The organism is Sphingopyxis sp., from assembly GCF_035250425.1.
Lineage (GTDB): Bacteria > Pseudomonadota > Alphaproteobacteria > Sphingomonadales > Sphingomonadaceae > Sphingopyxis.
On record NZ_DATFFD010000133.1, the window covers coordinates 1 to 21,231 of the forward strand.

A 21,231-nucleotide genomic window follows, 5' to 3' on the forward strand; every position below is an offset into this window, starting at 1 on the left:
CCACCGTCAGCGTGCCCGTCGGCTGCGCGATCGACACGCTGCTCCCCGGCGTCAGCGCCAGCGTGGCGCTGCCGCTGCCGAAGCTGACGAGCACCGACGCGACGCCGTCGGCGCCCTGATCGAGCGTCCATGTGCCGTTCACGCTCGCGCCCTCGACGACGCTGACCGGCGTGTCGGAGACGCTGAGCGTCGGCAGATCGTCGACGATCGTGACGTCGAACGCGCCCGACGACTGGGTGCCGTCGCTGTCGGTGACGGTGAAGCCGATGCCCGCGAGCAGATCGCTGTCCTCGACGCCGGGCAGCGCCTGATCGACCGCCTGCGTCAGCGTGACCGTATAGCCATAGGTGACTTCGGTCGCGCCGGGACCGGCAACCGCGCTCGTCAGCGCGATGCGGATCACCTCTGCGCCGCCGACCGAGCCGACGAGATCGTCGCCGTCCTTGGCGAAGGTCACCGGAACGGCGCCGACGGTAAGCTGCGTGTCGAGCGCGCCGCTGTCGTTCAGGACAAGCGAACCGGCGAGCGCCGCCGGCACGTCGCTGCCGGAATCGACGGTGATCGTCCCGGCCGCGCTCGCGCTGCCGGTCGAGGTCACTTCGCCGGCGAGGCCATTGTCGGCATTGGCACCGAGAAGCCCGTCCTCGTCGACCGTGAGATCGGTGGCGTTTCGGATCTGCGGCGCCGAATCGGCGACCAGCGTGATCGTCGCGGTCGCGACGTCGGTGTCGTTGTCGCCGTCGGAGACGCGGTACTGGAAGCTGATCGTCCCCGTTTCCTGCGCGCCGGGCGTGTAGGTAAAGCTGCCGTCGCCATTGTTGACGAGCGTGCCGGTGCCGGTGAGCGAACCCGCGACGAACTGGACCGCCGAAGGCTGGACGCTGTCGGCGCCCTGCGCGTCATTGGCAAGCACGTTAATCGTCACCGGCGCGTTCTCGACCACCTGCGTCGTGCCGTCGTCGATCGCGTCGGGGACATCGTCGGTGATGCGGATGTCGATCGTCGCGCTGGCGGTCGAGCCATCGATGTCGGTGACGGTCACGCCAACGCTGTCGGTGCGGTTGTCCTCGCCGAGCGCGGGATGGTCGGTACGGTTGTCGGTCAGCGTATAGCTATAGGTGAATGTCCCGCCGATCACCGAACCGTCGGCACCGGTCACGGGAGTGAAGCCGGTGACGTTGAGCGTGCCGTATGCGGTCGCAACCGATTGCGGCGTGAAGCTGCCATTGGCGACGACGAGCGTCAGCGGCGCGCCGAGCGGCACGCCGTTGAAGCTGGTCAGCACTACCGTGCCCATACCGTCAGGGGTCGACACCGAGAAGCTGTCGCTGTCGGTCAGGCTGTCGGGGCTCGTATCCGAGCCCGCCGCTTCGCCCGCGCGCGCCGGCAGATCGTCTTCATCGACGAACAGCTCGGCGCCCTCGGCATTCAGGCCATTAATCGTCACGCCGTCGTCGGCGCCGTTGATCATGATCGTCAGCATCGTCGGCGACGGATCGCCGTCGCCGTCGGTGATGATATAGGTAAAAGTCTCGGTCAGCGTCTGCCCGGCCGAAAGACCCTGCACCGGCTGCGCCGCATTGTTGAGGACATAGGAATAGCTGCCGTCGGCGTTCAGCGTCAGCGTGCCATAGGCGCCCGCCAGCCCCGCGCCCACGGCGCCGGCCGTCGCACCGAAGCTCACGCCCGTGACGCTCGCGCCATCGGCGCCGGGAACATCCGCCGCGCCGTCGGTCGCATTGCCGTCGGTGCCGCCCGTACCGGTCAGCACATTACCGTCAGCGGTCAGCGGACCATCCTCGGTCACGCTGTCCGTGTCGGGGCCGGCGGTCGGCACATCGTCGATGATGCGCACGTCGAGGCTGGCATTCGCGCCCGACCCGTCGCTGTCGGTCACGACGACCGCGAAGCTGTCGCTGACGAAATCCTCGCCGATGCTCGTGTGCGTCAGCGTGTTGTCCGACAGGACATAATTATAGGTGAAGGTTCCGCCAATCACCGACCCGTCGGCGCCGATGACGGGTGTAAAGCCGGTGATGTTGATCAGTCCGAGCGGGCTCGTCGCAGTGCCCGCGGTGAACACGCCGTTCGTCACGACCTGCGTGCCGCCGATCGTCACATTGCCCAGCCCGTCGGGGGTCGACACGGTGAAGCTGCCCGGCTGGGTCAGCGCCGCCGCGTCGGGCGACGAACCATCGGCCAGATCGTCCTCGTTGACGATGACCTCGGCGCCCTCGGCGTTCAGGCCATTGATCGTCACGCCATCGTCGGCGCCGTTGATTATGATCGTCAGCGTCGCGGTCGCGGTGTCGCCATCGCCGTCGGTGATCGTGTAGGTGAAGACCTCGGTCAGCGTTTCGCCGGCCGCAAGACCTTGCACCGGCTGCGCCTGGTTGTTCAAGACATAGCGATAGCTGCCGTCGGCGCCCAGCATCAGCGAGCCATAGGCGCCGGCAAAAGCCTCGCCCAGCGAGCCGCCCGTCACCGCCGTGACCACTGCGCCGTCGGCGCCCTGAATGTCAGCGATCCCATCGGTCGCGTTGGCGTCGCCGCCACCCAAGCCCGTCAGAACATTGCCGTCGGCAACCGGCGGATTGTCGCCGTTTCCGCTATCCTCGGTCACGCTGTCGACATCGGGAAGCGCGGTCGGGACATCGTCGATGACGCGCACGTCGATGCTGTCGCTGCCGGTCGATCCATCGCTGTCGGTCACCACGACTGCAAAACTGTCGGTGACATTGTCCTGGCCTTGCACGCTGTGCGTCAGCGTGTTGTCCGCAAGGACGTAATTATAGGTGAAGGTGCCGCCGATCACCGACCCGTCGGCACCTGTCACCGGGGTGAAGCCCGTGATGTTGATCGCGCCGAGCGGGCTCGTCGCGGTGCCTGCGGTAAACACCCCGCCCGTCACGACCTGCGTCCCGCCGATCGTCACATTGCCGAGCCCGTCGGGGGTCGAGATCGAGAGGCTGCCTGCCTGCGTCAACGCCGCCGCGTCGGGCGACGAACCGTCGGCCAGGTCATCCTCGTCGACGGTCAGGTCGCCGCCTTGGGTGTTGATGCCGTTGATCGCGATACCATCGTCGGCACCGTTGATTATGATCGTCAACGTCGTCGTTGACGTGTCGCCATCGCCGTCGGTGATCGTGTAGGTGAAGACCTCGGTCAGCGTTTCGCCGGCCGCAAGACCTTGCACCGGCTGCGCCGCATTGTTGAGGGCATAGGAATAGCTGCCGTCGGCGTTGAGTGTCAGCGCGCCATAAGTGCCCGCCACTGCCGCCCCAACCGTGCCGCCCGTGACCGCAGTGACGGTCGCGCCGTCGGCGCCCTGAGTGTCGGCGGCCCCGTCGGTCGCATTGGCGTCGTCGCCACCCAAACCCGTGAGCACATTGCCGTTGGCGACCGTCGGGCCGTCCTCGGTCACGCTGTCGGCGTCGGGACGCGCCACCGGCGCGTCGTCGACGATGTCGATATCCAGCGTATCCGAAGCGGCGTCGCCATCGAGATCGGTGATCGTGAAGTCAAAGCTGACGGTCGAACCGTCGCCGTCGAGAATATTGTCCTTCAGCGTATAGACATAGGTGATCGAACCCTGGCCCGTCTGCGCATTGTAGCTATAGCCCGTGACGACCAGCGTTCCCGTCGCATCGCTGACAATCTGTTGCGGCAGCGATCCCGGCGTGACGGTCACGCCCTCGATCGTCACGCTGCCCACGCCATCGGTCGCGGCAAAGGTGATCGTGCCGCTGGTCGATGCCGCATCGCCATCGAACTGCGAGCCGGGCGCTTCGCCGCCGCGCGCCGGCAGGTCGGCCTCGCGCACGATCGTGCCGGCGTCGCTTTCCCCGTCGCCGGGGACGAAAATAATCGTGGTGGGCGCGTCGCCGATCGCGATCGTCAGTGTCGCGGTCGACGTGTCGCCGTCGCCGTCCGCGATGCGATAGGTGAAGACGTCGTTGACGCCGCCCGGCGTGCCCGGATTGCGGACATAGCTGTAGCTGCCGTTGGCGTTGATCGTCAGCGCGCCATACTGGCCCTGCACCGTACCGGGCGCCGAGAAGCCCTCGCCCACGCCGCGGATACCCGTCAGCGTCGCGCCGTCGGCGCCCGGCGTGTCGGCGCCGGCCGCGCCGCTGGTCGTTCCCGCGCCGGTCAGCACATTGCCCGTTTCGGGGCCGCGGGTGCCGCCCGCGAGCGCGTCGGTGTCGCCCCGAGCGGTCGGCACGTCGTCGATGACCGATACGGTCAGCGTCGCGGTCGCGGTGTCGCCGTCATTGTCGGTGACGACAACGGTGAACGGGTCGGTCAGATTGTCGTTCGCGTTGCTATTGTCGGTCAGCGTGTAGCTGTATCCCACATTGCCCGGTGTCAGGCTGGTGATGACCAGCTGGCCGAGAGGCGTCGTGATGACTTGACCGACGGCGGTGATTGCGGTGCCGTTGATCGTGATCGAATCGAGCCCGTCACCGGCGTCATAGACGATCGAACCCGTTGTGGTTTCGCTGTTTGCCGCGCTGTTGCTGCCCGCGGGCTCGTTTCCGCGCGCTGGAAGACCGGCTTCGTTGACACTCGCGGTCGCGGCGGCGATCCCGGCGGGCTGGTCCGGAGTGACGATGACGATCGTCGGTTCTTCGTCGGAAACCGCCGGCAGCAGTTCGCGGTCCTCGGACTGCGGAAACGCAAGCTGCGTATAGGGCAGCAGGTCGCCGAGCGCATAGGCATCCTGGATCGGGCCTTCGGGATCGGCGAAATTGCCGCCCGAGCTGCGGACACCGGCTTCGGGGTTCAGCTCGCCCAGATTCTCCAGCAGTTGCGCCACCGTGCTCGCGGGCACCGTATCGCCATCGACGACGATCGCGGGAACATCGACCGCGCCGCCGGGTATGATGAAAACCTGCCCATTAGGCAGCGTGATAATCAGGTCGGTGCCCGAAATCCTGATATCGTCGATCGAGGCGCCGGCGGGCAGGGCGATGCGGCCGCTTGCGTCGGGAACGAGGATCGCCTGGATCGCCAGCGGTATGATCGACGCGGCGGCGGTCACATTCGCTGCGGCGGCAAGAAACTCGCCCCCCGCCAAGGCCCGGCTCGATTGCTCATTCGATGCGCCGTCGCGCTCGCGATCCGTCATGCCATTCCGCGCCGGATTGTCGAAAGCATCCATGTCAATTTCCCTCGAACGCACCTCGCTCTGCCGTAAAAACGGCACAGCAAAATTCCCACCAATGTCAGTGCGACCCACGATCCGAGCGACTCGGACTTTCCCCGCCCATTAGGAAACATGGATTCCCGCGACTCCGCAAGCGCGTTAACACATTTTTAGCAATCGCTAATTTTGGCTGAACAGCCGGCCTCTCTGCACAGCTTTCCGAATAAGATACATTGCATTTTCAATGATTTAATCTGAGAGCTCATCGGGATCACCCGCCGCGGAGGTCGTGTTCCCGTCCCGATTAGAACCACAAATTTACACAGTTCATCGCATCCAGCGCGCGCTCCAGGCAGCAAATCAGCCCGGCGCCCCGCGCGGCGTTAAGCGATTCCGATACGCTCTTAATCAGGTCGATCCCCTGCAACGGGTATTCTGAAAACATCGGCGAAAATGCAATGTTAAGGGTTGCCGGGCGATATTGTTCACCGAAGGAGATGTTGGTGGTGAGAGCCCTGCTGGCCCATATCGCGGATCCCGGCGAAACGACCGATCGCAGGCGAACGCGCCGCCGCACCCTTCGGCTCGATGTTGCCGCGCGCACGGCCACGGCCGAATCCGCCGTGATCATCCGCAACCTGTCGCGGACCGGCCTGCTGATCGAGACCGGTGCGGGCTTTGCCATTGGCGAGACATTCCTGCTGGTCTTGCCCGAACTCGGCGCCGCCCCCGCGCGCGTCGTTCGCCAAGATGACAGGCTCTTCGGGTGCGAGTTCCTGACGCCCGTCCCCGCGAGCGCGATCAGCGCAGCGCTGCTCAAAGCGGCCCCCGACGACAAAGCGGATGATAGGGACAATGCGGCGACCGCGAGCGACACCAACGAACTCTATGCGCGGCGGCCGTCGAGCGCGATCCTGTTCACGGCGCTCACGGCGTTGTTCACAGCCGTGGCTCTTCTCTTGGTCTTTGCCCTGGTCTCGCTGAACTTCTCGGCAGGCTGAGCCCGCGCCCTGGCCGCGCCGAATCTTTAACGCGCGCGCACGATCCCCCTTCGCCGAAAGGGAGGAAATTGCAAATTTTCAGGGAGGGCGCCGGGCGCCGCTTTGCCGAACTCAATGCGGGCATCCAGACGACGCATTGCCGTCAGGATGTTTCGCGCCGCGGCGCGTCGGGCAGGACCAAGGCCGACGAGTTGCTCTACAGCGTCTCGCTCGCGCTGAAGCCGCTCGACTGGCTGACGCTCTATGCCGGGCATAGCGTCGGGCTCGAAGAAACTGCACCGCCGCCGCACAGCCTTCAGCTATCGGCCGATTTCTGAACACGCGCTCACCCCCCGCCTCTTCAGCGTGTTGCGATGGCCAGTCCTACATCAGCAACATTGAGCGAGGCGAGCGGCGGATCGATGTCATCGAGTTCACGGCTATAGCTGCTGCCTTGAATCGCGATACAGCCGAACTTTTCGGCGAAATCGTGTCGCGCATGAATCGCCCCGCATGACAGAGATGCATTGAAACAGCCTGCGTCGCTGAGAAAATGTGCTAATTCGCCGCCATGATGTTTACGCGGTCGAATCTTGAAAAGGCAGGCTTCACCGGCTGGCTGCCATTCGCAGCCATTCGAACGAGCGGCTGTCCGACTACGGGTGGCGTTTATGTCGTCGCCTACAGGGCAGAAAGCCCCATCGCATTCTCCGACCGCAGTTGCGGCGGCTGGTTCAAGGGCAAAGACCCGTCTGTCACATTGGACGCGCTGGCTGCCAACTGGGTCGAGGGCGCAGAAGTAGTCTACATCGGGAAAGCCGACCAACTACGGCGTCGTCTCACGCAATATGCAGATTTCGGCGCAGGGAAGCCCGTCGGGCATTGGGGCGGACGCCTGATTTGGCAGTTGGCTTCCCCAGACCAGCTGACTGTAGGGTGGAAGGAGACACCGGAGCGCATCCCGGTCGAAGTCGAGACAGAGCTTATCGCCTCGTTCCGGCAGGCCCACGGCAAGCCGCCTTTTGCCAACGATCCCCATAAACTTGGAGCGTAGACGGAATGAAGCGGTAGCGACGATGGCAATCAGCCAAAAATAAATAAAAATTCTGTGGTCAGCTTCGGGCGGGCTATGTGCATTTCCTGATTGTCGACAGCGACTGACATTCAGCGAAGCCGGTGAATTTGCTCCTTACACATTGGGCGAGATGGCGCATATTTGCGGCGACCAACCCGGCGCGAACCGCCATAATGCAGCACAGACCCCGCAAGAGCGGGATGACTATCAGAATCTGATTCTTCTGTGCCCCACTCATCACAGCCTGATTGATCGCGCGGAAAATGAGGGCCGATTTCCGGTCGAATTTTTGCACCAGATCAAGGCTGCTCACGAAGCCTTCGTTCGATTGCGGCTTCATCCAGTACCAGCGACCGACAAGCAGGCGATAGCGCGTGAAATTTCGCCGCTGCTTGCCGCCAACCATCAGGTTTGGTTGAGCTACGGCCCACTATCCGATTTCGCGCGCAAGAACCCGAATAACGATGCAGCCTATGCTGTTTGGCTTTCTGAGCGACTGGGGACGATCGTACCGAATAATCGCCGCATCACTGAAGTTCTAAACGAAGGCGTCCAGGCTTTCACTCTTGCGGAACAAGGGGTCATCGCAGAATTTCAAATCCACGCTCGCAGTTATGAGCGTTGGGTGGCAGACGAGATTGCTTACGAAGGTGTTGTCCGCTTCCCAAAGGCTTTTGCTGACCTGATTGAAGAGACCCTGCATGCCAGCGCATAGTGAAGCGTTCCCTTGGCCGAGCTACTATGGCCACTTCGACTTCTTTGAACAACGAATGCGCGCGCACAGCCGCGTGCGCGACCTAGAGGCATTGGGAGAGGGAAGATACAGGCTAATCAAGACCGATGGCACCGTGCTCGAAGCTTTCATTTGCGAGTGCTATTCCTACGGCGCTGCTGAGTATCTGGAAACGACCACTAAGCTCGGAAAATTGGATGTGATTATCATCTCGTCCAACTGGTGCGGATATTCGGACGACCTCAAGATGCAATGCCGTGACGAGCAGGTCGGTCTCTTTAGCATCCGGGATTTTATGGCTGCGCTCAATCGACCCGATTTCTGGGCCTATCTCAGTGACTGGGACGAGCAGCGCTACAAGAAGCGAGGCCTCCTTTGACCGAGAGCCTTACGGTTTATGGGTTCGGCTCGTTTTTCAAGGGCAAGACCCGACCGAGTGACATTGACCTATTACTGGTGCATCGCTCGACGGATTTCGCGTCCAGCAAGTTTGCTATCGACTGCAAGGCGCAGATCAAATCGGCACTCCCTTCCGCCGACATCGTGATGCTCTCACAGGCGGAGGCCGAAAGCCTCGATTTCCTTGAAAGGGCGAAGGCGATAAAGTTGGCGAACGTGAGTGTCGAGAGCATGGACGCCGATGTGCGGGCACTTGCGAGCCGACTTTTGAGACGCTGGCTGCGCCGCAAGGAGTCCACTCACTCGGCATCTCCGAAGTGAAAATCGCGGCCCTTGGTTTACATCCCCGTGGCGACATGGTGGCGACACAGATCGAAGGCGCAAAATCGCCTCGCCTTGAAGGCGGTTATCTCACTGATTTATCTAGGAAAACTGGAGCGGGCGAAGGGATTCGAACCCTCGACCCCAACCTTGGCAACTTGCCGGTCTACCTTTTCGATACCTTCCGATACTGCGCTATCCCACTATTTTTACGCAATTTATTGAAAACCTTTTTGACCTAATGTATCCTGCGGCCGTCCCCATTTTCCGCAAATTTGGAGACACATTGGAGACACTGGCGATTTCCGAGGCTGTGTCTCCAGCAGGAGGTGCGCATGCCGATAGTGAAGTTGACCAAGCGGGCCATAGACGCCCTCGTTCCCCCAAAAACGAAACAGGTCATTCTGTGGGACACCGAGGTAAAGGGCTTCGGTCTTCGGATCATGGCGTCGGGCATCAAGACCTTTGTCGTCCAGTATCGAAATGCCGAGGGCATCAAGCGCCGTATGAACCTCGGGCGCTTTGGCGTGCTGACTGTCGACCAAGCCCGTGATCTTGCGAAGCTTAAGCTGGCCGAGGTCATTGTTGGAGAAGATCCCGCCGACAAGACGCGGCAGGCTCGTAAAGGCATGACAGTATCGGAAATGTGCGACTGGTACTTAACCGAAGCGCGGGCCGGCAACATTCTTGGCCGCAAGAACGTGCCCATCAAGACATCGTCGCTCGATCTGGATGAGAGCCGCATCCGCACGCATATCGGCCCCCTAATCGGCAATCGCATCGTCAAGCATCTGACAATTGCGGTCGTCGAGCAAATGCAGACCGATGTGAAGAACGGTAAGACTGCAAAGCCCCGGACAGGAGGCCGAGGCGGAAAGGCGACGGGTGGTCCCGGCGTGGCAGGTCGCTGCGTCGGCACGCTCCAGGCGATCCTCGGCCACGCCAAGCACAAGGGCCTTCTCGAAACCCATCCGACGCTTGGGGCCAAGAAACTCGCCGGAAAGAAAAGAACCCGGCGCCTGAGCGCCGCCGAGATCGAGATGCTCGGAAAGGCAATCGCCTATGCCGAGGCCAGCGGGGAAAACCCGGTCGCCCTTGGCGTGCTGCGCACATTGCTTCTGACCGGCTATCGCCGTCAGGAAGGCCAAGCGATGCACCGCAGCTGGCTGCACCCCGATCGCGGCTATGTCATGTTTCCCGACACCAAGGGCGGCGCGCAAATTCGTGCGATTGGGCCCGCCGCAATCCGTGTGCTCGAAGCGCAGGCGGAGATTGCCGGCAACCCGCACTTGTTTCCATCGGCGATTGGGGAAGGCCCGTTCACCGCGGTCAGCGATTGCCTGAAGCGGGTGTGCGGCCTGGCAGGGATCAAAGGCGTCACGCCGCACACTCTTCGCCACACCTTCGGAAGCGTTGCCGGCGACCTCGGATTTTCTGAACTTACGATCCGGGCGATGCTGGGTCATGCCTCGCAGAATGTGACGCAAGACTATGTCCATATCGACGAGGCGCTGAAGCTCGCGGTTCAGCGGACCTCCGACGAGATCGAGCGACTGCTTGCGCGGGGCGCCGCCAAACAGCGAACGATGCAGCTCGCCGCTTAGCCGGGCTGCGTTTGGGCCCTGATTCGGTTGACTTTGCGCCAGCGAAAGTTCGCTCGCCGTTCGCTAGAGCATCGACGAGATCTGGTGCGCGCAAAGAACGACGAACAGGATCGATGCGAGCGCGAGAAGGAGGTTTGAGAGCCAGCCCGAACGCCATTCGCGCGGCACCGCCCGCCCGTTGAGCAGCCAGATCAGCGTAAGCGCGAGGAACGGCATGAAGAAGGCGCCGAACGCGCCATAGGCGATGATGAGTGCGAAGGGCTGGCCGAGCATGAGCAAGATCATCGGCGGAAAAGTCAGCCACAGCACATAGAAGCGGAAACCCGGGCTGGTCTCGAGGTCGGTGCGGTCGCCCGCCACATGCGTGCCGCGCATATTGCGCACAAAGTCGGCGAACAGCAGCGATACGCCCTGCCAGACGCCGAGGATGGAGGAGAAGGTGGTGGCGAGAAAGCCGATCAGGAAAATCGTCGCCACCCGCGACCCGAACCGGTCGGCGAGCACCGCCTCGAGGTCGAGCAGACCACGATCACCGTCGGCGAGGCTGATCTGCGCGGCATGGAGCAGCTCGGCGCCGACGATGAGCATGGCGACGACGAAGATGCCGGTCACGATATAGGCGACGCGGTTGTCAAACCGCATCATCCCCATCCAGGCCGTGGTATTCCAACCCTTGGCGTTGACCCAATAGCCATAGGCGGCGAGCGTGATCGTGCCGCCGACGCCGCCGATCAGACCGAGGGTGTAGATCACCGATCCGTCTGGAAGGCGCGGGACAAGGCCACCCAGCGCCTCTCCGAAGTTTGGCGCGACGAGGATAGCGAGGCCGACGACCACGACGAACATGATGCCGATGAACAGCTTCATCGCTGCTTCGAAGATCGCATAACGATTGAGCAGCACGAATGTGGCCCCGAGCAGGCCCGAAAGGGCGCCCCAGGCCCAGAAGGGCAGCAGGCCAGGGAAGAGCGCCGACAACGGCAGCGCCGTCGCGCTCATCGCAGTGCCGCCGTACACGAAGCCCCAGAGGATGATGTAGATGCCGAAGTACCAGCCCGTCCAGCGGCCGAGCGAGCGCCAGCCTTCGAGGATTGTCGAGCCGGTCGCGAGATGATAGCGGCCGGTCGCCTCGGCGAGCGCGATCTTGACGATACCGCCGATGACCGCCGCCCAGAGCAACGCATATCCGAAGCGTGCGCCCGCCACGAGGGTCGCGACGAGATCGCCCGCGCCGACGCCGGTCGCGGCAACGACGATGCCGGGCCCGACGAGCTTCCAGCGCGCAAGCCCGCGTGGCGGCGCGTCGCATCCGCTGCGCCCATCGGGTGCTGCGAAGCCAGGGTTCGGCGCGGTCATGATAAAGCCTCTCCGTCGTCGGGATGTTGGGGCTGCATGGCTTCAGCAGGAAGACGCGATATGAGCATCGAGCTGCACCGGTCGGACATCAACCGCCGGCACCGGCAAGAAGCGCGCCTGCGCTGCGGACGAGCATATAGGCGGCAACCGCGAAGATCAGTCCGGCGAAGATCGTGGATAGCGAGCCGCGGCTCGACAGCGTGCGCGCGGCGCGGGCGCCCACGATGCCTCCGAGGAGCCCGCCCACGATGAACACGCTCGCGAGCGTCCAGTCGACGAGCCCCGAGGCGGCGTAGCTGAGCGCCGTGGTGAGACCGAAGGCAGTCACCGCGACGAGACTGGTGCCGACGGCGTTGAGGATCGGCATCCTCGTCGATGCGATGAGCCCGGGTACGATCAGGAAACCGCCACCTATGCCGAAGAAGCCCGAAAAGCCGCCGGTGCCGAGGCCGTAGCCGAGCACCTTTGGGGCGTTGTGACGATTGCAGGCCGCGCCTTCCACCCCGGGATTATTCCGTCCGCGCAGCATCAGCACCCCGACGCCGAGCATCAGCAGAGCGAACAGGAACAACAGCTTCTGCCCGTCGATCGCCTTGCCAATCATCGACCCGGCCAGCGCCCCCACAACCCCGCTTCCCGCATAGAGAAAGCCGCAGCGCCATTTGACCGTCCCAGCGCGCGCGTGCTGCGCGAGTCCCGAGGCGGCGTTGGCGGCGACGGCGAGCGCGCTCGTTCCGATCGCGACATGGGGGCTGGCGACGCCGACAAGATAGACCATCAGCGGCACGGCGAGGATCGAGCCGCCGCCGCCTACGAGGCCGAGCGTGAAGCCGACGATGCCGCCCGACAGACCGCCAAGCAGATATTGGAGCGGATCGAGCGTCACCCGCCCGAACCGATCGGTCGCGGCGCCGCCAGCCATTCGCGGCCGCGCAGCATGCCGTGCCAATAGACGGGCGGCAGGATCTTTTCCTTGAGCAGCCAGGAAAGGCGCGAAGGCCGCGTCCCCTCGATCAGCCATTTGGGAAAGGTCGGGAGCAATTTGCCGCCATAACCGAATTCGGCGAGCACGATCTTGCCCGCCTCGACGGTGAGCGGGCAGCTTCCATAGCCGTCATAAACGGCGACCGGGGGGGCGCCGTCGAGCGCCGCGAGGACGTTGAGCGCGGCGACCGGCGCCTGCTTGCGCGCTGCCGCGGCGGTCTTGGCGTTGGTCGTCGCCGCGACGTCGCCGAGCGCGAAGACGTTCGCATGGAGGGGATGGCGGAGCGTCGCCTCGTCGACCGCGACGAAGCCCGAAGGCGCCGCGAGCGGACTCGAGGCGATGAATTCGGGGGCGACCTGTGGCGGCACGACATGGATCATGTCGAAACGCTCTTCGACGCGGTGAACGGCGTCGCCGCGACGCTGCTCGAACAGCGCGACCTTCGCCGCGCCGTCGATCGACACGAGCCGTGATTCGAGCTGCAGGTCGATTCCGTAGCGTGCAATATAGCTCTCAAGCGCCGGCACATAGGCGGCCACGCCGAAAAGCGACGGCGTCGCGGTATGAAATTGCACGTCCATCTGCCCGAGCAGCCCGGCGCTCTCCCAGCGATGACATGAGAGATACATCGCCTTTTGCGGAGCGCCCGCGCATTTGATGGGCATCGGCGGCTGGGTGAAGAGCGCCCGGCCGCCGCGTAATCGGCGCACCAGCCGATCGGTGTAGGGCGCCAGATCATAGCGATAATTGGAGGTCACTCCGTCCGCGCCCAGCGCTTCGGTCAACCCCGGAATGGCATCCCAGTCGAGTTTCAGGCCCGGGCAGACGACCAGCGCGCGGTAGCCGATCACCCGCCCGTCACCGAGCGTGACGCGGTTCCCGGCGGGGTCGAAAACAGCTGCCGCGCCGCGGATCCATTCGGCGCCTTCGGGGATCAGCGCCGCCTCGCCTCGCCGCGTCGCCTCGGCCGCGAATATGCCGCCGCCGACCATCGTGAATCCCGGCTGGTAATAATGGTCTTCGCTCGGCTCGACGATCGCGACCGACACGCCCTTGCGGCGGCGCAGGATACTCGCGGCAGCTGCAAGCCCCGCGCTACCCCCGCCGATCACGACGACATCGTAGCGCGCGACGCTGCCATCGCCGCCCCTTGCCGCCGCCTTGCCGGTGAGCTGCTCGGACCGTGCGCCCGAACGGCAATAGGCGAGCACCGGCGCCGGAAGGTCGGCAAGCGCGCGCGCCATCGCGGCGGCATCGCCCTCGTCGATCGTTCCCGAAACGACGGGGATGTGGACGAAGCGAAGGCCGTGCGCCTCGGCCTCGGCGGCGACGGCGGCGGCCGTGGGCTGCCCCGGTTCCTCGCCATCAGGGCGATTACAGATGATCGCGCGAATGCCCGACGCGGCTAGCCCGGCGACATCGGCGGGGCCGATCTGCGGCGACACGCTAAGCGTCGGGGTCAGGGTTCTGATGGTCATAGTCTCTCCGTTCGCCGGGGTTCAGGGGGCCGGCGCCTACAGCCGGTCGATGGGTATCTTGAGATAGGCGACGCCATTATCCTCGGCGGGAGGCAGGCGTCCGGCGCGCATGTTCACCTGCACCGCGGGCAGCAGCAGCGCGGGCATCGACAGCCCCGCGTCGCGGGCGCGGCGCCGGGCGACGAACTCGGTTTCCGTAACGCCGTCGCGCGCGTGGACATTGTCCGTGCGCTGCGCCGCAACCGTGGTTTCCCAACAATGCGCCTGCCGATCGGCGGTCAGATAGTCGTGGCACAGAAAGAGCGGCGTATCACCGGGGAGCTCAAGGATGCGGCGCAGCGAGCGGAAGAGCTGCGCCGCGTCGCCTCCCGGGAAATCGGCGCGCGCCGAGCCGTAGTCGGGCATGAACATCGTATCGCCGACGAAGACAATGTCGCCGATCGCATAGGCGACGCATGCCGGCGTATGGCCCGGGACGTGGAGCACGGTGACCGGGAGGTTGCCGATCGCAAAACGTTCGCCATCCGCCCAGAGCCTGCCGAAGTCCGAACCGTCGCGGCGAAACTCGGCGCTGGCGTTGAAAATGTCGCCGAACACCGCCTGGACGTCGCGGATATGCTCGCCGATCGCTATCGTGCCGCCGAGGATATTCCCAAGCCAGGGCGCCGCCGACAGATGGTCGGCATGCGCATGGGTCTCGAGCAGCCAGTCGATCGTGATGCCGGATTCGCGCACATGTGCGACGATCGCTTCGGCCGACGCGGTCGAAGTCCGCCCCGAGGCCGCATCATAGTCGAGAACGCTGTCGATGACCGCGCCGCGCATCGTCGCCGGATCGTGGACGACATAGGAAATGGTCGAAGTCGCGGGATCGAAGAAGGCCCGCACCGCAGCGGCGCCCTTCGCTGCACCGAGAAGCTGCTCGCGCGCCGCTGCCAGCGCCGGGTCTGCGCTCGGATCGCTCATGATGCTTGTGGCCCGAGGTGCGGACGCGCCGGATCGCAGCGCCGGAAATGCGCAATGAAGTCGGCGACCGCGCCGACGATCCAGTCGGTGAAGCGCTCGCCGGCCGCGGCGGAAGCGAGCGTCGGATCACCCGCGCCGACGCCGTTCGACGCGACTTCGGTTACATCGAGCGGCAGCGCGACTTCGAAGCCGTCGAAGGTCACGCCCGCGAACTGGCTCGTCGACGGCAGGCCGAACACCTTCGAGCGCATCGCCGGTCGCGCCGCGCCCATGCGCATGAGTTCGGGGGTCAGATGCAGACCGACGGAGGTTACGGGATCGGCGCCATGCCCGCGCGCCCGCGCGCTTCCCGCGCCATGCACCTCGTCCCAGAGGCTGTCCGGGATCATCCGCCAGAGGTTGAGCGAGGCGATCATGATGCCGCGCTCGCGCCGCACCTTCTGCGCGACCTGCGCGATCAGCGGCGCGTTGGTAGAGTGCCCGTTACAAATGATGATATGGCTCAGACCATGATCGAGGAAAGCGGTGACCATATCCTCGAGCAGCATGGTGAAGGTTGCCGCGCGAAGCTGGACACCGCCCGCCGCGCCGCGGAAGAAATCGGCATGGCCGAAAGGCAGCACCGGCGCGCAGATCGCGCCCGCGCGTTTGGCAGCCGCCAGCGCGAGCTGCTCGGCAAGCACATAATCGCCCATCGGTGCATGCGGCCCCTGCTGTTCCTGGCTCCCGAGCGGAAGCAGGATCGGCGGGTTGCCGGCGAGCCGCGCGCGAAACTCGGGCCAGCTCAAATCCTGGAGCGCGTGCGCGCGCTTTGCCGGCGCCTCGGCCGCCCGCGCGGACGCCGCCGCGGTTTCGCTATGTCCTCCCGCGCGCGCCTTTGTTCTCGCCTCAGCGCGCGCCATGGCCCGCGCCCAGATAGATGGCGTTGAATAACAGCTTGAACGCGCCGTGGGTTTGCGCGCGGAGCGCCACCTCGGGCCCGATCAGGACGATCCGGCCCTTGCCGCGATCGACCTCGACGATCGCGGCTGCGCCATCGAGCCGGTCGAGACCGTGCGCCCAGCCGCTTTTGAGTTTCGGGACGCCGGCAAAGCGCACCGGGACCTGGACGCCGGTCGCACCCGGCTTGAGCTTCCACACCGGGCTGTCGTCGAAGAAGAGATCGACCTTGTCGGGCATACCGTAAGCGAAGGGCGAAGCGCGGTCGACCGACGCTTCGACGAGCGCCCCCGGCACATAGAATTTGCTGCGCGGCGGGCGCGCGGTCTTGCCATCGACCGTTTCGGCGACCGCATCCTCGACCGGCAGGTCCATCGCCTGCGCGAGCGCCTGCGCCGACCCGCCCATCGCGATCAGCGAACCCCCGTCCTCGACGAAGGCCTTCAGCGCCGGGATGGTCTTGCCGGGGGTAACCGTGCCCAGCCAAGCGCGATATTCGGCGGGGATTTCCTCGGGCTTGGGCTGCTTGTCGTCGCCGCGACCGCGGAACATGCCGTCGCCGCTCGCGCGCGCAGCCTGGAGCTGGAACGCCGCGTGCGGCAGGATGACGACATCGAAATCCTTGCGAAGCTTCCCGGCGTCGAGCTGCCGCGGATAGACGATCGTGAAAGGAAATTCATGCTGGTCGAAGATCCAGCGCATCCATCCGGTCGGCATCAGCCCGCCGTAGATGTCGACGAGCGCGATCCGCGGACGCTTCATCGCGGTGCGGTCGCCGACCGGCGCCGCTGCCGCGCGTTCGATATCGAGCCCGAGTTCGCTGGCCGCAGCCTCGACGATGGGTGTCGCCGTGGGACTCGCGGGAACCCACAGCGCGCCGGGTTCGGCCGGGCCGCCGGCAACGCCCAGCGGCGCGGTCAGCCAGGAAACCGGCTGTCCGGCTTTCAACAGGCGGTTCGACAAGATGAAGCTGTTGTTGGCGCCGTGGCCGACGAGATAACCGGCCTTGCCCTCGCCGACGATGCGGCCCGGGCGGTTTGAAAGAACGGTGCCGACACGCGTTGACGGGACCTCGAGCGCATCAAGAACGCGCTCGAAGGCGACGCCCATCTGGAAGGCGGGCGTATAGCCGGTCGCGTCGGCGGGCGGGATCGGCGGCCCGCCGGGATATTCGAAATTCTCGGGATAATCCTGCGGCTCGAACATATCGAGGATATGCGGCCGATAAGCCTGTGCGGTGCGCACGAAATAGGTGCCGGCCGGATAATCTTTTCCGTTCGCCGTGAACGGCGCGCTCGACCGATCGACATCGACGCCGAGTTTGATGAGCGCATTCAGGAAACGGATCGCGGTCGGATAGTCGCGCTGCGCAGGATCGATCACATAAGCGCGCGCGTCGCGATTGGCCGGATTGGTCATGACCTCGCCATAGAAGCGCGGGTCGATCGAACTGCTGCCGCGCGTGCGCGTCGCGACGGGCTTGGCACCGGTCGCCGCCGAGGCGGCGTGCATCTCGGCGATGCGGGTCGGCGTCATCGTCCAGCTGTCCTTGCTGCCGCGCGCGATGCTGTTCGCACCCATGCGGTAGATGTTGAAGAGCAGCTTCTCGCGGTTCGCGGCGGCATAGCTCAGCACCGCGCGGTTGATCGTCATGCTGTATTCGAGCGACTGGCCGATATGCCATTTCTGCGGCGCGATCGGCGCGGGCTGGTTGTTGCCCGGGAGCTGGCGCTCGGGGACAAGTTCGATGACGATCGGCACCGGCTTGCCGATCGTCTCGGTGAGGATGCCGATCGCATTGTGGAAATAGGAGATCGAGCGCAGATTTCCGTTGTACCAGGTGTCGTAATGCGCCCCGTCGCGCGAGGTGCCGCCGCGTTTACCTTCGGCGAGCAGCCGCGACTGCATCGCCGCGCCAACCTCTTCGAGGCTCGTCATCACGAGCGGATCGAAGTTGAAGTTGAACGGGTCGCGGAAGGGCGGGATGAAGACGACGGTGCCGGCGGGGCCGGTCTGATGCTGGTTGAGCACGACCTGCGGACGCCAGTCACGGAACAGGACGCGGGTGATATTCTGCGTCTCGGGCATCTCGGCCATGTAGAAATCGCGGTTGTTATCGTGGCCGACATAGGCGTGATAGAGCTTAGGCAGGCTTTCGAAGCCCGCCTCACGTTTCGCCGGATCCTTGATCCGCATATACCAATTCGCGACCAGCTCCTGCCCGTCGGGATTGTTGGCGGCGAACAGGATGATGACATTGTCGCGGATGCGCTTCGCCTCGGCGTCGTCGCTGTTCACGAGATCGTAGACCTGCTGGATGATCGCCGAGTGGGTGAGCGTCTCGCTGGCATGGATTCCGCCGTCGACCCAGATTACCGCCTTGCCCTCGGCGGCGAGCGTTTGCGCCTGCTCGTCGGTCAGCCCCTCGGCGCGACCGAGCCGCTCCGAAATATCCTTATATTTGTCGAGCATCGCGAGATTTTCGGGCGAGGAGACGATCGCCATGAGCTGGCGCCGCTTCTCGACGGTCGGACCGATATCGACGAGCTTGATCCGGTCGCTGACCTCGGCAAGCCGCTTCCAGTAAATCGCGGTCTCGGTGTAGCTCGCGACATAGCGGTCCTCGCCCATGTCGTGCCCGAGCACCTCCTTCGGCGTCGGAACCGGGCCAGCGATCGCGGCGCTCGTCGTCATCAGCCACGCGAAGGCGGCGGCGGCAGCCAGTCGTTTCATAAGTCGGGACCCTCTTGGTTGGTTGTTGGCGGCTAGCGATCGAGCGCGGTGGCCTGATCGGGCGCTTTCAGTCGAAGCAGGAAGACAAGCGTCAGCGCGGCGGCCGACATGACGTAGAAGGCGGGCGCCGCGAGCGCGCCCGTCTGCTGGATAAGCAAGGTCGCGATGAAGGGCGCGAAGCCGCCGAAGAGCATCACCGCGCCATTGTAGCCAACCGACAGAGCAGAATAGCGCACGCGGGTGGGCAGAAGTTCGCACAGGAAAGTCGGCGCGCAGCCGCTGTAGAGGCCGCTTAAGATCCCCGCCGCGATCGCCGTCGCATAGATGGTCCAGGGCGCCTGGTAGGTCGCCATTGCGTGGAAGAGCGGAAAGACGAAGAGGAGGAAGCCCGTTGCGCTCGCGACGAGAAAGGGCTTGCGCCCGAAGCGGTCCGAGAGATGCCCGGCGAGCGGGATGACGGCGAGGTTGACGAGCGTGCCGACGGTTATCGCGAGAAGGACCGTGCCGCGCTCGATGTGGAGAAGCTCGGTCGCATAGCTGATAAGAAAGGCACCAAATGTATAGCCCGCGACGCACCAGATGATCGCGACGCCGAAGACATTGGCGACCGCCCCGCGGTGGTGCGCGATCACCTCGCGGATCGGGCTTGCCGAACGGTCCTCGCTCGCCGCGCGGTAGCGCGGCGTCTCGCGGACGCTTCGGCGCAGGTAGAAGCCGACCGGCGCGACGAGAAAGCCGAGCAGGAAGGGAATACGCCAGCCCCAATCAATCATCTGCTGTTCGGTGAGGAGTGCATTGAGCAGGAGCGAAGTGCCGAGCGCCGAGAGGATCGCGACGCTCGTGCTCAATTGCTGGAGGGCGCCGTAGAAGCCGCGCCGGTGCGCCGGCGCATATTCGACGAGGAAGGTGGTCGCGCCGCCCCATTCGCCGCCCGCGGCAAAGCCTTGCAGGAGCCGGCAAATGACGAGCAGGATCGGCGCCGCAATCCCGATTGTCGCATAGGATGGGATGAGGCCGGTGGCACCGGTGGCGCCCGCCATCAGCAACATGGTGAAGACGAGCGCGCTCTTGCGGCCGTAGAGGTCACCGAAATGCCCGAGCACGACGCCGCCGACGGGCCGCATGACGAAGCCGACGCCATAGGTCGCGAAACTCGACAGGATGATCGTCACCGGGTCGGCCTCGGGAAACATCGCATGCCCGATCTGCGCTGCGAAATAGCCGTAGATGATGAAATCGAAGAGCTCGAACCAGTTACCGATCATCGCCGAGCCGAGCGCGCGCGCGGTCTCGCGGCGCGTCGGTTCGATGCGTCCGGCGGCAGCGTCGGTCACGTCCATCGCGCGCCTTCCCTAAACGGCCGGAAACGACGCGCGGCGCGTCACTTCACGTCCGCCGGGGGCGAGGGCTTGACGAGCGGGGTCGAGACATGACGCGGGGTGGCGAGTTCGCCGTCCCTGATCAGCCATTGGCCGTCCTTGATGACCTGCTCGACTTTGGCGAGATCGTCGAGATTCTCGTCGGGACGACCGTTGACGATGATGATGTCGGCAAGCTTGCCGGGCTCGATGCTGCCTAGCTCGTCGCCCATGTCGAGAAGGCGGGCGTTGACGATCGTTCCCGCTTTCAAGGCGTCGGTCACCGAATAGCCGCCGCGCACGAACCATTTGAGCTCGGCGATATAGCTGTTCGGAACCATGAGGCTCGCATCGCCGATCGTATCGGTGCCGATCCCCATGACGATGCCGGCGGCCTTCATCTTCTTGAACTCGTCGAAATTGCCCTGGCTGGTCATGGTGAAGCGGCGCGACGTCGAACCATAGAAGCCGCCGGCGCGGTCGAGCAGATTCTGGTAGACCTGCAGCGTCGGCACGGCGGCGATCTTCTTTTTCGCCATCTTGGCGATCGCGGCGTCCGAGCGCGGCAATGGATGCTCGATCATGTCGATGCCCGCGTCGACCGCCATCTCGGTGTAGATGGTCTCACAGTCGCAGGTGACCTTGATCCCGAGCAGATGCGCTTCCTCGATTCCGGCGCGCACTTCGTCGGGTGCGAAATGGCTTGCGATCTTGATGACGCTCGCGCCTTCCTTGAACGCCTTGCGCACCATGTGGCGCCATGCGTCGGGACCATCGACTTCCTTCGCATAGTCGGGACCGTGGCTGGGAATAACTGGGCGCTCGGTCGCGTGACCGCCGGTGCCGGTGATGATCCAGCCCGCGGCGAAGACGCGCGGCGCCGGGATCATGTTCGCTGCGCTCCATTGGCTGAGCAGGAACGGCGCATTGCTGACGCCGTTGAGGTCGCGAACCGAAGTGAAGCCGGATTCGAGAAAATAGCGAAGGTTGCGCTGGCCGCGCAGCGTCCCGGCGCCTTCGCTGCCCTGCTCGTCGAACGGCGACGCGCGGTCGGGATAGGTGACATGGGTGTGCATGTCGATGAGGCCCGGCATCACGGTTTTGCCCGCCGCATCGATGATCTTCGCGTCGGCGCCCCAGCCGGTCGCATCGGGC

The 21,231-nt window shown here is 64.6% G+C and carries 18 protein-coding genes; 9 read left to right on the top strand and 9 right to left on the bottom strand.

The features are described 5' to 3' along the window. The coding region (locus VJ811_RS07635; protein ID WP_324071660.1) for a VCBS domain-containing protein at nt 1-5,164 on the bottom strand (5,164 nt) is incomplete at its 3' end. Between the two features lie 488 nt (nt 5,165-5,652). Here VJ811_RS07635 and VJ811_RS07640 point away from each other — a divergent pair. The 9 genes from VJ811_RS07640 to VJ811_RS07675 all read left to right on the top strand — a co-directional run bounded on the left by VJ811_RS07640 (nt 5,653) and on the right by VJ811_RS07675 (nt 10,261). Beyond that, nucleotides 5,653-6,150: a PilZ domain-containing protein gene (locus tag VJ811_RS07640; RefSeq protein ID WP_324071661.1), complete on the top strand. Its 498-nt coding sequence runs from the start codon at nt 5,653-5,655 to the stop codon at nt 6,148-6,150. A 68-nt stretch (nt 6,151-6,218) separates the two neighbouring features. Further along, nucleotides 6,219-6,467, top strand: coding sequence for a hypothetical protein (locus VJ811_RS07645; protein WP_324071662.1), 249 nt, complete (start codon nt 6,219-6,221; stop codon nt 6,465-6,467). Between the two features lie 50 nt (nt 6,468-6,517). Further along, nucleotides 6,518-6,646: a hypothetical protein gene (locus VJ811_RS19400; RefSeq protein WP_414711921.1), complete on the top strand. Its 129-nt coding sequence runs from the start codon at nt 6,518-6,520 to the stop codon at nt 6,644-6,646. Between the two features lie 54 nt (nt 6,647-6,700). Further along, a complete protein-coding gene (locus VJ811_RS07650) occupies nt 6,701-7,183 on the top strand; it encodes a hypothetical protein (RefSeq protein WP_324071663.1) in 483 nt (160 codons plus the stop codon). 151 nt (nt 7,184-7,334) lie between these two features. Continuing rightward, a complete protein-coding gene (locus VJ811_RS07655; protein WP_324071678.1) occupies nt 7,335-7,919 on the top strand; it encodes an HNH endonuclease in 585 nt (194 codons plus the stop codon). Beyond that, nucleotides 7,906-8,316 carry a hypothetical protein gene (locus VJ811_RS07660; RefSeq protein WP_324071664.1) on the top strand — a complete coding sequence of 137 codons (411 nt, stop codon included), beginning with the start codon at nt 7,906-7,908 and terminating at the stop codon, nt 8,314-8,316. The genes VJ811_RS07655 and VJ811_RS07660 overlap by 14 nt, the downstream gene beginning before the upstream one ends. After that, nucleotides 8,313-8,657 (top strand): hypothetical protein, encoded by a 345-nt coding sequence (locus VJ811_RS07665; protein ID WP_324071665.1) that lies wholly within the window; start codon nt 8,313-8,315, stop codon nt 8,655-8,657. The genes VJ811_RS07660 and VJ811_RS07665 overlap by 4 nt, the downstream gene beginning before the upstream one ends. Further along, a complete protein-coding gene (locus tag VJ811_RS07670) occupies nt 8,654-8,899 on the top strand; it encodes a hypothetical protein (RefSeq protein WP_324071667.1) in 246 nt (81 codons plus the stop codon). The genes VJ811_RS07665 and VJ811_RS07670 overlap by 4 nt, the downstream gene beginning before the upstream one ends. Before the next feature lie 93 nt (nt 8,900-8,992). Next, on the top strand, nt 8,993-10,261 hold the full coding sequence (locus tag VJ811_RS07675; protein WP_324071668.1) for a site-specific integrase: 1,269 nt from the start codon (nt 8,993-8,995) through the stop codon (nt 10,259-10,261). A 63-nt stretch (nt 10,262-10,324) separates the two neighbouring features. Here VJ811_RS07675 and VJ811_RS07680 read toward each other — a convergent pair whose 3' ends face one another. From VJ811_RS07680 to VJ811_RS07715, 8 genes are all read right to left on the bottom strand, one after another. Continuing rightward, the gene (locus tag VJ811_RS07680) at nt 10,325-11,617 is read right to left on the bottom strand and encodes an Nramp family divalent metal transporter (RefSeq protein ID WP_324071669.1); all 1,293 of its coding nucleotides are present in this window, start codon (nt 11,615-11,617) and stop codon (nt 10,325-10,327) included. 88 nt (nt 11,618-11,705) lie between these two features. After that, nucleotides 11,706-12,539: a sulfite exporter TauE/SafE family protein gene (locus VJ811_RS07685; protein ID WP_324071671.1), complete on the bottom strand. Its 834-nt coding sequence runs from the start codon at nt 12,537-12,539 to the stop codon at nt 11,706-11,708. Further along, nucleotides 12,500-14,080, bottom strand: a complete 1,581-nt coding sequence (locus tag VJ811_RS07690; RefSeq protein WP_324071672.1) for a TIGR01244 family sulfur transferase — start codon at nt 14,078-14,080, stop codon at nt 12,500-12,502. The genes VJ811_RS07685 and VJ811_RS07690 overlap by 40 nt, the downstream gene beginning before the upstream one ends. Before the next feature lie 36 nt (nt 14,081-14,116). Beyond that, nucleotides 14,117-15,046 (bottom strand): MBL fold metallo-hydrolase, encoded by a 930-nt coding sequence (locus tag VJ811_RS07695; RefSeq protein WP_324071673.1) that lies wholly within the window; start codon nt 15,044-15,046, stop codon nt 14,117-14,119. Continuing rightward, nucleotides 15,043-15,948, bottom strand: coding sequence for a creatininase family protein (locus VJ811_RS07700; RefSeq protein ID WP_324071674.1), 906 nt, complete (start codon nt 15,946-15,948; stop codon nt 15,043-15,045). The genes VJ811_RS07695 and VJ811_RS07700 overlap by 4 nt, the downstream gene beginning before the upstream one ends. Continuing rightward, nucleotides 15,935-18,718, bottom strand: coding sequence for a M14 metallopeptidase family protein (locus VJ811_RS07705; RefSeq protein ID WP_324071675.1), 2,784 nt, complete (start codon nt 18,716-18,718; stop codon nt 15,935-15,937). The genes VJ811_RS07700 and VJ811_RS07705 overlap by 14 nt, the downstream gene beginning before the upstream one ends. Nucleotides 18,719-18,750: 32 nt before the next feature. Next, entirely contained in the window at nt 18,751-20,052 is a 1,302-nt protein-coding gene (locus tag VJ811_RS07710) for an MFS transporter (RefSeq protein ID WP_324071676.1), read from the bottom strand. Nucleotides 20,053-20,099: 47 nt separating this feature from the next. Continuing rightward, nucleotides 20,100-21,231 (bottom strand): amidohydrolase family protein (locus tag VJ811_RS07715; RefSeq protein ID WP_324071677.1); only part of this gene is annotated, 1,132 nt, incomplete at its 5' end.

Excerpts from the sequence above, each read along its gene's own strand:
- VJ811_RS07660 (WP_324071664.1), top strand. The coding sequence starts at position 7,906 with ATGCCAGCGCATAGTGAAGCGTTCCCTTGGCCGAGCTACTATGGCCAC.
- VJ811_RS07690 (WP_324071672.1), bottom strand. The coding sequence starts at position 14,080 with ATGACCATCAGAACCCTGACCCCGACGCTTAGCGTGTCGCCGCAGATC.
- VJ811_RS07650 (WP_324071663.1), top strand. The coding sequence starts at position 6,701 with ATGATGTTTACGCGGTCGAATCTTGAAAAGGCAGGCTTCACCGGCTGG.
- VJ811_RS07685 (WP_324071671.1), bottom strand. The coding sequence starts at position 12,539 with ATGGCTGGCGGCGCCGCGACCGATCGGTTCGGGCGGGTGACGCTCGAT.
- VJ811_RS07700 (WP_324071674.1), bottom strand. The coding sequence starts at position 15,948 with ATGGCGCGCGCTGAGGCGAGAACAAAGGCGCGCGCGGGAGGACATAGC.
- VJ811_RS07675 (WP_324071668.1), top strand. The coding sequence starts at position 8,993 with ATGCCGATAGTGAAGTTGACCAAGCGGGCCATAGACGCCCTCGTTCCC.
- VJ811_RS07695 (WP_324071673.1), bottom strand. The coding sequence starts at position 15,046 with ATGAGCGATCCGAGCGCAGACCCGGCGCTGGCAGCGGCGCGCGAGCAG.
- VJ811_RS07705 (WP_324071675.1), bottom strand. The coding sequence starts at position 18,718 with ATGAAACGACTGGCTGCCGCCGCCGCCTTCGCGTGGCTGATGACGACG.
- VJ811_RS07655 (WP_324071678.1), top strand. The coding sequence starts at position 7,335 with ATGGCGCATATTTGCGGCGACCAACCCGGCGCGAACCGCCATAATGCA.
- VJ811_RS07680 (WP_324071669.1), bottom strand. The coding sequence starts at position 11,617 with ATGACCGCGCCGAACCCTGGCTTCGCAGCACCCGATGGGCGCAGCGGA.